At 43.7% G+C, this 11,768-nt stretch carries 12 protein-coding genes; 6 read left to right on the top strand and 6 right to left on the bottom strand.

What is annotated here, in order from left to right; translation table 11 throughout:
* Positions 1–42: 42 nt before the first annotated feature.
* Positions 43–936 carry a cation diffusion facilitator family transporter gene (locus HKI82_RS02245; protein ID WP_102939793.1) on the bottom strand — a complete coding sequence of 298 codons (894 nt, stop codon included), beginning with the start codon at positions 934–936 and terminating at the stop codon, positions 43–45.
* A 183-nt stretch (positions 937–1,119) separates the two neighbouring features.
* A complete protein-coding gene (locus HKI82_RS02250; RefSeq protein ID WP_042479662.1) occupies positions 1,120–1,998 on the bottom strand; it encodes a LysR family transcriptional regulator in 879 nt (292 codons plus the stop codon).
* 257 nt (positions 1,999–2,255) lie between these two features.
* Between HKI82_RS02250 and HKI82_RS02255 the strand changes: the two genes are divergently transcribed.
* Both HKI82_RS02255 and HKI82_RS02260 read left to right on the top strand, forming a co-directional pair.
* Complete coding sequence (locus tag HKI82_RS02255) at positions 2,256–2,837, top strand: class I SAM-dependent DNA methyltransferase (protein ID WP_102939792.1); 582 nt, start codon at positions 2,256–2,258, stop codon at positions 2,835–2,837.
* Between the two features lie 340 nt (positions 2,838–3,177).
* Positions 3,178–4,380 (top strand): tetratricopeptide repeat protein, encoded by a 1,203-nt coding sequence (locus tag HKI82_RS02260; protein ID WP_102939791.1) that lies wholly within the window; start codon positions 3,178–3,180, stop codon positions 4,378–4,380.
* Positions 4,381–4,465: 85 nt separating this feature from the next.
* Here the strand turns inward: HKI82_RS02260 and nagB are convergent, their stop codons facing one another.
* The gene (gene nagB, locus HKI82_RS02265) at positions 4,466–5,266 is read right to left on the bottom strand and encodes a glucosamine-6-phosphate deaminase (protein WP_102939790.1); all 801 of its coding nucleotides are present in this window, start codon (positions 5,264–5,266) and stop codon (positions 4,466–4,468) included.
* Positions 5,267–5,654: 388 nt separating this feature from the next.
* Between nagB and HKI82_RS02270 the strand changes: the two genes are divergently transcribed.
* A complete protein-coding gene (locus HKI82_RS02270; protein WP_102939789.1) occupies positions 5,655–5,906 on the top strand; it encodes a DUF3081 domain-containing protein in 252 nt (83 codons plus the stop codon).
* A 223-nt stretch (positions 5,907–6,129) separates the two neighbouring features.
* Here the strand turns inward: HKI82_RS02270 and HKI82_RS02275 are convergent, their stop codons facing one another.
* Positions 6,130–6,498, bottom strand: coding sequence for a MaoP family protein (locus HKI82_RS02275; protein ID WP_042479670.1), 369 nt, complete (start codon positions 6,496–6,498; stop codon positions 6,130–6,132).
* 150 nt (positions 6,499–6,648) lie between these two features.
* Here HKI82_RS02275 and HKI82_RS02280 point away from each other — a divergent pair, with 150 nt between their 5' ends.
* Positions 6,649–7,536: a LysR family transcriptional regulator gene (locus HKI82_RS02280; protein ID WP_102939788.1), complete on the top strand. Its 888-nt coding sequence runs from the start codon at positions 6,649–6,651 to the stop codon at positions 7,534–7,536.
* Between the two features lie 98 nt (positions 7,537–7,634).
* Here HKI82_RS02280 and HKI82_RS02285 read toward each other — a convergent pair whose 3' ends face one another.
* Positions 7,635–8,075 (bottom strand): DoxX family protein, encoded by a 441-nt coding sequence (locus tag HKI82_RS02285; RefSeq protein ID WP_171137063.1) that lies wholly within the window; start codon positions 8,073–8,075, stop codon positions 7,635–7,637.
* A gap of 252 nt (positions 8,076–8,327) precedes the next feature.
* Between HKI82_RS02285 and HKI82_RS02290 the strand changes: the two genes are divergently transcribed.
* A complete protein-coding gene (locus tag HKI82_RS02290; protein ID WP_171137064.1) occupies positions 8,328–9,701 on the top strand; it encodes a DNA-3-methyladenine glycosylase 2 family protein in 1,374 nt (457 codons plus the stop codon).
* Positions 9,698–10,171: a methylated-DNA--[protein]-cysteine S-methyltransferase gene (locus HKI82_RS02295; RefSeq protein ID WP_171137065.1), complete on the top strand. Its 474-nt coding sequence runs from the start codon at positions 9,698–9,700 to the stop codon at positions 10,169–10,171. The genes HKI82_RS02290 and HKI82_RS02295 overlap by 4 nt, the downstream gene beginning before the upstream one ends.
* 40 nt (positions 10,172–10,211) lie before the next feature.
* Here HKI82_RS02295 and nhaD read toward each other — a convergent pair whose 3' ends face one another.
* On the bottom strand, positions 10,212–11,663 hold the full coding sequence (gene nhaD, locus HKI82_RS02300) for a sodium:proton antiporter NhaD (RefSeq protein WP_171137209.1): 1,452 nt from the start codon (positions 11,661–11,663) through the stop codon (positions 10,212–10,214).
* Positions 11,664–11,768: the final 105 nt, after the last annotated feature.

An 11,768-nucleotide genomic window follows, 5' to 3' on the forward strand; every position in this document is an offset into this window, starting at 1 on the left:
AAAGAACCCCCGCAATAGCGAGGGTTCTTTTTTCTGTTCAAGTTAGCTTGCGATGTTCACGCTGAGCTGAAGATTAAACGGCAGCTTGGACAGCTTCTTGTGAAGTGTACGTCGAGTATGCTCAATATCTTCTACAGCAATCACGTTGTCTTCAGATTTGATGTCTACATCAACCCACAACTCACGACCAATTTTGGTTACTGCCGCAAGTTCTACCAATTGTTCCGACTCTTCACCAGCAGCTAGAACTCCTTGGTCGACTTTGTTACAAATCTCTTCACTTGGTGCCATCATGAAAATTTCACGTAGTGAAGACTTCAGCATTTCGAACGGTACTTTTAAGAAGTAGAACGACATTGCCAACATCATCATAGGGTCGGTATAGACCGCGTATTCAGCCAATGGTGATAGAGTCAAGAACCAAGCTAAGATGAAACCAACAGTTACCGCCACACTTAGCAAAGTATCCATTTTCCATTGTTTAACTTCGGCATCGATTAAGTCAGATGCAGTGCGTTTGTGTAGCTTAGTCATGTAAAACCATGCAATACCACAACCAATCACGTTAACAATACCGAATAGAGTCGCAATTGAAACGTCAACCTCACGACCACCAGTAAACATAGCAACCACTGCGCTATATAACGAAGAACACACGACAATTAAAATAACCGCACCTTTAACTGCAATTACCGCAGGCTCAAGAGCCGCGCGACCGAACTGGAATTCGTCATCAGACGGCTTTTGAATATATCGAGAAGCAATTAGCGACAAAATAGTTAACAGTAAGCTGACTAGTGAGTACATACCGTCAAACAAGATAACGAGTGAACTAACCAATAAGCCAACAACTAAACCACCCATAGCAAAGCCCGAAGAAATAAGGGCTGAAAGCGTCAGAATGCGTTTCTCGTTGATGTTTGTTTTAGCACACATAGGGGAAATACCAGTTGAAAATCTGCTGATATTTTGGCTTTTAAATAGGCTTTGACAATGTCTATTTGATTTTTTGAGCGGGCGATAATTGAGCTTTTATAAATTTATTTATATTTTACAATATCTTATGTAATATTTTTGGTGCCATTATTTTTGACACTGACTGGTTTAGTTGCATGAAGGTTAGAAATCAAACAGATAATCACTGATTTTATCTGCCAACCAGACCATCGCTGGGTTTTCAGCGGTTCCTGAGGTGCTGAACATACAGTAGTCTTCTTGGGTCAGCCCGTAGGTATGTTTAATCACGGAAAGGCGTTGCTCGCGAAGATAGTGACGGATCAACGGCTCTGGTAATACGCCCCAAGCGTTTTCAGTCAAGATAGTATTCAGAATGTATTCAAAGCTGGAAAAGCCGATATAACGACGGGAGAAGGGTTCAAGGCTCGGGTTATCTTTTTCATTCAGATATACCATTACTGCCTGCATTGATTTTCGAAGCTCTTCATCCGCCACACGTTTAAGTTTCGCAAGTGGGTGTGTCGCTTTACACACAGACATCATGCGGATCTTACCCAGTGGCTGGTATGTAATTCTTGGGTCGTCTAGTCGTTCGTAATCGACACCGAAGGCAAAATCTACTTGTTGTGTTGCCACCATATTGGCTAGGTCGCCACTGGAAGCCAAAAACAAGTTAAATGAAGTGTTGGGAAACAAGTTGTTCAGCTTGTGCGCGAGATCTTGCCATAGCGAATCAGGCAGAGAGTCATCACGGGCAATCCACATTTCAGCTGCAAACTCACTGGAAACCTGAGAACAGGTGCGACGAATTCGTGTCGCTGTGATCAGGACACTTTCGCAGTCTTTATAAATAGCTTTTCCGGCTTCAGAAAGCGTGACGTTGTTACCCGAACGTTGAAACAATTCAACGCCGAGTTCCTTTTCCAGCGCTTTAATCGACATACTTAACTTGGTTCGGTTGCACTCTAATTGGCGCGCAGCTTCTGAGACAGAGCCGGTATCAGCGATAGTACAAAAAGCTTCAAGTTGCGACAGGTTCATAGTGTGCTCAAGCGAATGAAAGTTAAGGAATCATATACAAAAAATGTCACTCTGCCTATCTGTGGCTGCTTGGATTTAGCCGTCGGCAGCATTTGCTAGTTTCTCCATTATTGAGGCAAAAATAGACAGCCAAATTAAGATTTGCGGAAGAATGTCAATTTCTTCAATAAGATTGCACGCTAACGCTAGGAACTAAACCTCATTTTGGTTTAATCTTGACGTAAATGCCGAAGACACGAAGTAACACGGAGGCCATGATGGCACACGATTGGGACGAATACGCACCTGACTGGGAAAAAGACGAAACGACAACCGTTTTTGCGCAAAACGTATTCCAACAACTTCAAAAATTGATAAACGTAGAAGGGAAGCACGTGCTGGATTTCGGTTGTGGGACAGGTTTGCTCACTCAACTGATTTCTCCATTGGCAAAAGATATCGTCGCATTAGATGGCTCTGAAGCCATGATTGAAGAACTTGATAAGAAAGAATTAAAGAATGTTGAACCCGTTGTTGATCACTTAACCCGTGGTTTGGTTGCTCAACACCCAGCGTTCCGCAAACAATTTGATTTGGTCGTTGCTTCTTCAGTGTGTGGTTTTGTTTCTGATTTCCAAGAAGTTGCGGTGATTATTCACTCTCTACTCGACAAAGATGGGCTTTTTGTTCACTGGGATTGGTTGGTTGACGATGCAGATCCAGAATATGGTTTAAGCCAATCAGACATTGAAAGTGCTCTGTCTAATGCTGGATTCTCCGAAGTGACTACTCGTATTGCTTTTGAAATCAATACGCCTCAGGGATTGAAACCAGTCATCATGGGCGTAGGGCGTAAATAAGCGCAAGCGCAGCTAATTGGTATTCGTTCATCGTTAGAAACCGTAGTGCAGTCACTGCGGTTTTTTTATCCCCTGCTGCTAGGCAAATCGGAGGAATATGAATGTGATTTTAGTTCAGGAACAATTCGTTGATGATTTTGCTTGTTCATCTTTTCTCCTCAGGTTAGATATTTTATTCACTGCAAATGTAATAATTCATCCATTACTCATCTCGCACCGCTCAATTTCGTTCGTTTTAACAACCATTGACGTGTGAAAGTGATTAAAATGCTTCAATTAGTTGCGATTCTGCCGAAATAGGGTGTATAGAATCCAATAGGATAAATAAAACAGAGAACATATGAATATTATTGGTATGGCCATCGGCGCATTAGGCTTGTCTTTCATCCTGATTTTTATATGGATGATTTCTCTTTCAGTTCGAAGAAAAAGGCTGGAAGAAGAAAAGAGAGAGCGAGAAGAAGCCTATCGTAAAGCGCTTGAGCGTACGCGAGAAGAAGAGCGCAAAGAACGTTTGTTTCAAGCGGAATCTGGTCATATTCCAACGATTTTGTATTTAGCAAAAGAAGCGGAAAGAAAGAACCTGAGAGAAGCGCTGTTCTGGTACGAGAAAGCTGCTCAGTTCGACAATATTAATGGTATGCATGGTGTCGTTCGTATCTGCAATAGAATGCGTGACGACATGATTTTGAGGGAAAAAAGTCGCTTCTGGCAGCTGTATATCGATGGTTTAGACGGCGATTTACAAGCCAAATATGAGACGGGGCGTGCGTTTATCTCTGGACGCGGGATTGAAGTGAACGTTGTTAAAGGCTTAGGCATGGTTCAGGAAGCGGCCGAAAGAAAGCATATTGAAGCCATTATCTTCATGGGTGACTGGTGTATTTCCAAAGACAACATTACGCCATCACCGGGCGATTCAACTTACTGGTACTCGAAAGCGGCAAAAAGAAACAGCTTAGAAGGCATGATGAAACTGGGGCTCAACTACCTGAAAGGTGTCGGTGTCCCTGCCAACCATGAAAAGGCTTGTTACTGGTTGGAGCGAGCTTCGGAAAAAGGTCATGCAGAATCAATGTACCACGCAGCAGAAGCATGGGTAGACCGAGGCGCAAACGGCAACTCCATCGCTTACATCTGGTTGTATCTGTCCGCTCACTTCGGTTATGAACCTGCAAGAACACTACGCGATAAAGTGGGTAGCAACATGGGTGTTAACTCGGTTGTCGGGTTACAAGCCTTAGCAAGACCGTTGCAAAAGAAAATCGCAACAGGGAAAGTTAACAAACACTCGATTATTCGCGCTCTGAACAAGCTGTATAAACGTCAAATTCCAGTACCTATGAAAGGTGAAGCTTTGGACGATAGTGAGATTGCAGAAAATGCGAGTGAGATGTTACGTGAGGAATTAGCGGCAATGGACGAGTTTGATGACTTGGGCTTAGAGCTTCAAGAGCAGATTGGAGACGTTGCAGATCCTCAAACTTCAGAGTTGCCTGTAAAACCTGACTTTACTAAGACAACAATGGACAAGCATTCTTAAACACTTCAGCTAACTACCTGAAGAAAGATTTAGAAACAAAAAGGCTCAGAGATATCTCTGAGCCTTTTCAATTATTCGTCCGAAATTAGAAGCCTTTGATGTTTTCTGCTTCTAGCTCGTTAAAGTAACGAACAGTTTTCACTTTCAATTCTTGTGTCGCATGATCATCACACACGATGATTGCTTTTGGATGAAGTTGCAGAGCACTTACTGTCCATAGGTGGTTTACACAACCTTCAACCGCAGCTTCAACTGCCAATGCTTTGTTGTGACCAATCGCTAGGATAAGCAGTTCTTCTGCGTCCAGTAGAGTACCCACACCGATAGTCAGTGCGTATTTTGGCACTTGGCTTACATCACCACCGAAGAAACGAGAGTTTGCAATACGAGTATCTTCAGTCAGTGTTTTGATACGTGTACGTGAAGACAGTGAAGATGCTGGCTCGTTGAATGCGATATGACCATCATTACCTACGCCACCCATGAACAGGTTGATTTTGCCGTAAGATTTGATTTTTTCTTCGTAACGTTTACATACCGCGTCGTGATCATCAGAAGTACCGTCTAGCAAGTTAATGTTTTGCTCTTGGATATCAACGTGGTTGAAGAAATTGGTGTACATGAATGTACGGTAAGATTCAGGGTGATCCGCTGGTAGACCTACATACTCATCCATGTTGAATGTCACAACATGCTTGAAGCTCACTTCACCTGCGTTATAAAGCTCGATTAGGGCTTTGTAAGTTTCAAGAGGAGTACTACCTGTTGGTAGACCTAGAACAAACGGACGTTCTGCAGTTGGTTTAAATGCATTGATACGCTTAACAATGTGCGCCGCTGCCCATTTGCCGACTTGTGCTTTGTTGTTCAGTGGGATAAGTCTCATGTTTCGCCCTTAATATTGGTAATTGTCTTCTCCCCCTCAATGCCTAAAGTGACGTTTGGTTGTCTGCGAACGTTGCCATTCAATCACAACACAGCTTTAAACACCTTGGGTTGCTTTATTAATTTGCATTATAAAATAAGTTTTCCGTATCTGCCATTGTTTTATGTCAAACTTTCATTTCATGGCCCTATTTGTGGCCTTTTAAAGCTAATAATTGTAGATTTGGAAGCGACTTTCTCAGTGTTACATAACTATGACTAAAAACATCACATAACAAAATTCACTTTTAAAATTAAGTGAAATTTTGATTCATAACTCATAGCAAGTTGGCGAAGAGAAAGTTCGTTACCCATAATTATTGTGCAAGGAAAGATTAAGGAGTAAACCAATGAAAAACGAACTTGATCCAACCAAAATACTTCATGCGTATGAGGCAATTATAGAACACGGTACGCCGACCGAGCATGGCAAAATCTATGAGGGTGTAGAGGCTTTTTCTGACTACGATGGATACAGTATTTACTTACGTGGGAATGGGGTAGAGCTCAAAGTTGGATTCCACAACACTTACCATCTCGAGTATGACCAAGAACATTTGAAAGAAACCTTTTTGAAAAAAGTCGCGATGTTAGCCAAGTAGACATGGAAAAGTAAAACACTCGATAGGAGCAGAATGCTTGAGATGTTCTTTGTTGTGATGGAATCTAACAAAATAAGGGGGAATGACTTTCTGAGCTTCAAACCAGATAAAGCGGAAAGCACAACATTGAGAATTTTGAATCTGGCGCAATGCACGACCGTAAAGGTGTTGAATTTGCGTTCATGTCGATAGCTTCAGCACGAGAATGTGCTGAAGCTTTCTATTAACCTTCTTCGGTTAAGCTAGGCTCGTCATCAGTGTCTGTGTAGTCATCTGATGAAGCGTCAAGTTTGTTGCGACCATTCAATGTATGGAAGCGTTTACGACCGCGAGCCAAACGCACGTATTTCAACCATGCTTTTTCGATTTTGCTTGCTGCTAATTCTGGATTATCCAACACTTTTAGAAATTGTTGTTCTTCCGCGTTTTCAGGTTGCAGAGTACCAGCTTCCAAGCCAGAAAGAGTTTCACCGTAAAGTGTTAGGATATCCTCTTCCGCAAGAGTGAAATCACCGGATTTCGCGAATCCGCGTGGGAACTTTTTCGTGTCGTAAAAACGTTTTTTTCCTAAACGAAATGCAGTCTCAAACATATCAACCTCGTGTAAATATGAGCTGCTACTATGTAGCTTTGGTTCACCGCGAAAGTTAGGCGCAAATTATATAAAAGAAAAACAAAAATTTTTTATCGTCATAATTGTACTTCCTTGTTAATCTTCGACTGTAAATTCAGAGGATTCTATATGGACGTAAAAGTCTTTCGTACTTTTCTTGAGTTGGCTCAAGTACGCCATTTTGGCCGTGCTGCTGAAAACCTATATTTAACTCAAGCGGCTGTAAGTGCACGTATTAAACAATTAGAAAGCTATTTCGACACGCAACTTTTCACTCGTGACCGCAACAACATTAAGTTGACGTCAGCAGGGGAGCGTTTGGTCAGTTATGCCGAGGTCATGGTGACGACCTTGCAGCAGGCTAAATTTGAACTTTCTTTAGAAAATGGTCAAGCGTTGCAATTGACGATTGGTGGTACGCCGAACATATGGGATGCGTATCTACAGAACTGTCTGAGTGTCGTAACCGATGCGTTTGGTGGCTACGCATTTATGGCTGAAGTGATGGGGCGTGAACAGCTTAGCCGACAGTTGTTGGAGCGCACATTAGATATGGCCTTTGCTTTTGATCAGATTAAGGCGGAAGAACTGAACTGCAAGAAAGTTGCAGATCTGGTTTTAGTGCTGGTCTCAACACAAAATGACACATTAGAGTCGGTATTTCAGAATCGCTATGTTTACGTCGACTGGGGCTCGCGCTTTGCGGCAGAGCATGCAGACAGACATCCTAAGGCGCCGGCGCCATTTTTACGCACATCAACAGCCCGTATTGCATTAGATTTCATTTTGGAGAAGGGTGGGAGTGCTTACCTTCCAACTTCTATTGTGGAGCCGTTTATCGCTTCCGGTGAGCTCTATTTAATTTCGGGAGTTGAAGAGTGGCATCGACCTGTTTACTTAAGCTACCGCAAAAACAGCTCTACTATAGAAGCAATTGGTCACGTTGAAGAGCTGGTGAAGAAGATTGATCCTCTCACTGCTTATAGTATTCAAAGAGCCGGAGAAGCGAGTTTGTAACTCCGTTTTTGCTTAGTGGATGAATAAACCAAGCGAGTAAATAAAACAAAGGCGAGCATTATCAGAGCTCGCCTTTTTAGTGTTTTGCAATCCGTCGATTACTTAGATGACTTACTTAGTAGACTGTCTACACTCAATTTGCCAGCACCTGAGATAGCTAGAGAAACCGATGCCGCCAGTAGCGCTAAGCCAAATTCGTAACCGCCGTTAGAGAGGAACAAACCGTTACTAATGTGTGTGCTTAGGATTGCGACCACCATGGTGAAAGCAAGAACCGCTGCTGCCGGACGAGTCAGCAAACCGATCAGAATGAACAAGCCGCCAAAGAATTCACCGCTACCTGCAAGGAATGCCATCAGCACGCCAGGTTCTAAACCAATAGATGCCATCCATTGACCTGTGCCCTGAAGGCCGTAGCCACCAAACCAACCGAAAAGTTTTTGAGAGCCGTGCGCCATAAAAATGATGCTAATAGGAAGACGCAAAGCAAGTGGAGCAAATCCAGCATTTGATGCTAGGAGTTTTTTAAGATCTGACATATTTAGATTCCTCAAAGTTCAAAACTTTCGAATAAGTTTTGATGTTGTCTGTAACTGTTGAAATGAAGTTTAGTAGATGATTGTGTATTTGATAATCGCTGTTGATTGACTTTGTTGTTTGAAAAATTCGAATGAACTTTTAGCCTAGTTACGCATCAATGAACAGTTTGTGGAGCATTCAGTTCCGAATATGGCTAGTGTTATGTTGAGAGCATCGTAAACTAATGTTGATTTCAAGATTAAGGATAGTTCATGTCGATAGTAGCGGAAGCCGTTCTAACTCAAGAGCAGTGCCAAAAGGCGCGACTAAGTCGAGACGCTCGTTTTGACGGTCAGTTTTATGTTGCGGTGAAAACCACGGGTATTTTCTGCCGCCCTATCTGTCCGGCTAACTTACCGAAAGAAGAAAATGTCGAGTATTTTCTAAACCAAGCACAGGCGCTTCAGGCGGGATATCGGCCTTGTTTGCGTTGTCGCCCAGACAGTGCGCCAAGCTCTTGGGCTTGGAAGGGGGTGGAAACCACCTTCATTCGCGCTCTATCTATGATTGACAGTGGTGAGCTGCAAAGTCATAAGCTTAGTGAGCTGTCAGATCGTTTAGGAATATCCGATCGTTACTTGCGTCAGCTCTTTCAAACACATCTCGGAATGTCTCCTAAGCAGTATGCGCAGTATCATCAACTGATGTTTGCCAAACAACTGCTACACAACAGCAAAATGTCGATAACCGATATCGGTTTTGCTTGTGGCTTTAACAGCACACGGCGGTTTAATGATGCTTTCAGTAAAGTATTGCAACTGGCGCCTTCTCAGGTACGTAAAGAACGCGCCACAATCACGGCTAAAAATCAGCTCTCACTGGCTTTTAGAGGGCCTTTTGATTGGGCACATATGTTGGCATTTTATCGTCTGAGAGCGATTCAGGAGCTAGAAACGGTTGATGACAACAGCTACGCTCGGCACGTTAGATTGGGCCAAGGAAAGGGCTGGTTTAAAGCTACGAAAAACTCAGAGACACACCTAGATGTTGAGTTTGAACTGGAATCTATGACGGATCTGCGGCAGTTGGTGGTGAAGCTCAGACGTTTGTTTGACTTAGATGTCGATATCGTCGCGGTTGAAACTCAAATAGAGCAGGCTGCTCCGGGGCTAATTAAAACTTCGGGTATTCGAATTCCGGGAGTATGGAATGTATGGGAAGCGGGTGTGAGAGCGATATTAGGTCAGCAGGTTTCGATTAAAGCCGCGATTGGGCAGCTTAATTTGCTGGTTGCTCATCTGAAACAACCAGATGAGAGTGCCGTTTTTCCATCACCTGAGCAGGTAGCCAATGCCGATCTTTCATTTTTGCGTATGCCTCAAAGCCGCAAAGATACCTTGAGTCGCTTTGCTCAATACATGCAAGACAATTTTGATGAAGACGTTGAGCATTGGCTCAAGCTAAAAGGCATCGGCCCATGGACAGTCAGTTATGCACGTCTAAGAGGGTTATCGGACAGCAACTGTTTTCTGGATACTGATCTGGTGGTTAAGAAGGCGCTAGCTGGATACCCGCAACTGAACAAACAACAAGTAGCGCCTTGGGGAAGCTACGCAACTTTTCACTGTTGGAACCAAATAACATGAACTACTACACCTACTATAAAAGCCCGCATGGACAGATGACGATACAAGCCAATGATACAGGCTTGCTCGGCGTTTGGTTTGAAATACAGACCACACAGCCGCAGGAGCTGGGCGCATACAGCGATGATCATGCTATTTTGAATCAAGCTAAGATTCAGCTAGAGGAATATTTTTCAGGCCGTCGCACTCAGTTTGACTTACCACTGGCAGCAAAAGGTACCGATTTTCAGCAGTCGGTTTGGCAAGCGCTCTGCAAAATTCCTTACGGAGAGACTTGGAGCTACCAGCAACTCGCGGATGAAATTGGTAATCCTAATGCGGTGAGGGCAGTCGGTTTAGCCAATGGCAAAAACCCTATTTCGGTCATCGTTCCGTGTCATCGCGTAATTGGTAAGAACGGTAAACTAACAGGCTATGCTGGTGGCGTTGAAACCAAGGAAAAATTGTTGCAGTTAGAACGATCCAAATAACAAGGTGTTCTAACTGCCACAGCGAAGTTCTTTCATTCGTTCAGAAGAAAATATTGAACAGCGAATGGTTAAGCATTAGATGCAAAGTAATACTCGCTGCATAACCTAAGATGATGACAGGTGCCCATTTCAAATGACCAAAGAAGGTATATTGACCATGGGCCGCCCCCATCAGAGCCACGCCAGCCGCAGAGCCAATAGAGAGCAAACTACCACCGACACCAGCGGTTAACGTCACTAGTAACCAGTTGCCCAGTGACATATAGGGCTCCATCGAAAGCACAGCGAACATCACAGGGATGTTATCTATGATCGAAGAGAGAACACCCACAGTTATATTGGCCCACATAGGATCCCACTGGGTATAAATCACTTCTGAAATCATGGTGAGATAGCCCAATAGACTCAGGCCGCCGACACACATGACGACCCCGTAGAAAAACAACAGCGTATCCCATTCTGCTTGTGAAATTCGTCTGAATACGTCAAAAGGCACTACCGAACCAATTCGTTTGAGTGCTGCTTCATCGTTGTTGGCGATTGCCTTAGCGGTTTTCTTCGCCAGAGAACCAGCCAAAGTTTTACGCAAGAAATAGCCGAAAAATTGCAGGTAAGCTAAGCCCATCATCATCCCCATCACTGGTGGGAAGTGGAATAAACTGTGGAAGCTGACCGCTGTGGCAATGGTAAGAACGAACAACAGTATGATGCGTCTAGCTCCCCGTTTTAACTCAACATGTTCATTGACGGTGTCGGGTGTCTCTTTAGGGACGAAGAAAGACATGATTAACGCTGGAACCATGTAGTTGACGATTGAAGGCAGAAACAGATTTAAGAATTGAGAGAAATTGACGTGCCCTGCCTGCCACACCATTAATGTGGTGATATCGCCAAAAGGGCTGAATGCGCCGCCAGCGTTTGCAGCGACAACAATGTTAATACAGGCGATATTGACAAATTGGCGATGATTTCCTCCCACTTTCAAAACCACGGCGCACATCAGAAGCGCCGTGGTCAAGTTGTCAGCAATCGGGGAGATAAAAAAGGCCAGCAAACCCGTGATCCAGAATAGTGTTCGATAGTTGAACCCTTTACTGACCATCCACGCCTTCAATGCATCGAAAAGCCGACGCTCTTCCATTGCACTGATGTAAGTCATCGCGACTAAAAGGAACAGTAACAGCTCTGCGTATTCCAAAAGATTGTATTCGAGCGCTTCACGAGCGATCTCAGTTGCCCCTTGTTGCTGATAAACATAGCCAATCATCGCCCAAATCAGACCCGCGGCAAGCAACACAGGCTTAGATTTTCTGAGCTTCAAATACTCTTCTAGCGTGACCAGAATATAAGCAAATACGAAGATAATGACAGCAGCGTAGCCAAAATAGGAGTGGGTCAAATTCAAACCATGACTAGCGCCACCAGACGCCATGCTTGAGGCAGAAAATAAAAGGGTGAAAAGGGCAAATAGCCAATGGGGCAAGCAACGCATTCTTTTCATTATGGATCCTCGCACTTTTTTACCGCGTTGTTGAAATGTTATGCCTCAGTGTAGAAAGGATTGTATGGCTAGAATGTGAACTCAGTAGATTCTGTT

Origin of the sequence: Vibrio plantisponsor, assembly GCF_013041605.1 — a bacterium.
GTDB classification, from domain to species: Bacteria; Pseudomonadota; Gammaproteobacteria; order Enterobacterales; family Vibrionaceae; genus Vibrio; species Vibrio plantisponsor.

Bases quoted from the DNA above. Each gene is read 5' to 3' on its own strand.
- HKI82_RS02280 (WP_102939788.1), top strand. From the start codon at position 6,649: ATGGACGTAAAAGTCTTTCGTACTTTTCTTGAGTTGGCTCAAGTACGC.
- HKI82_RS02245 (WP_102939793.1), bottom strand. From the start codon at position 936: ATGTGTGCTAAAACAAACATCAACGAGAAACGCATTCTGACGCTTTCA.
- HKI82_RS02260 (WP_102939791.1), top strand. From the start codon at position 3,178: ATGAATATTATTGGTATGGCCATCGGCGCATTAGGCTTGTCTTTCATC.
- HKI82_RS02275 (WP_042479670.1), bottom strand. From the start codon at position 6,498: ATGTTTGAGACTGCATTTCGTTTAGGAAAAAAACGTTTTTACGACACG.
- HKI82_RS02250 (WP_042479662.1), bottom strand. From the start codon at position 1,998: ATGAACCTGTCGCAACTTGAAGCTTTTTGTACTATCGCTGATACCGGC.
- HKI82_RS02290 (WP_171137064.1), top strand. From the start codon at position 8,328: ATGTCGATAGTAGCGGAAGCCGTTCTAACTCAAGAGCAGTGCCAAAAG.
- nagB (WP_102939790.1), bottom strand. From the start codon at position 5,266: ATGAGACTTATCCCACTGAACAACAAAGCACAAGTCGGCAAATGGGCA.
- HKI82_RS02270 (WP_102939789.1), top strand. From the start codon at position 5,655: ATGAAAAACGAACTTGATCCAACCAAAATACTTCATGCGTATGAGGCA.
- HKI82_RS02295 (WP_171137065.1), top strand. From the start codon at position 9,698: ATGAACTACTACACCTACTATAAAAGCCCGCATGGACAGATGACGATA.
- HKI82_RS02255 (WP_102939792.1), top strand. From the start codon at position 2,256: ATGGCACACGATTGGGACGAATACGCACCTGACTGGGAAAAAGACGAA.
- HKI82_RS02285 (WP_171137063.1), bottom strand. From the start codon at position 8,075: ATGTCAGATCTTAAAAAACTCCTAGCATCAAATGCTGGATTTGCTCCA.
- nhaD (WP_171137209.1), bottom strand. From the start codon at position 11,663: ATGCGTTGCTTGCCCCATTGGCTATTTGCCCTTTTCACCCTTTTATTT.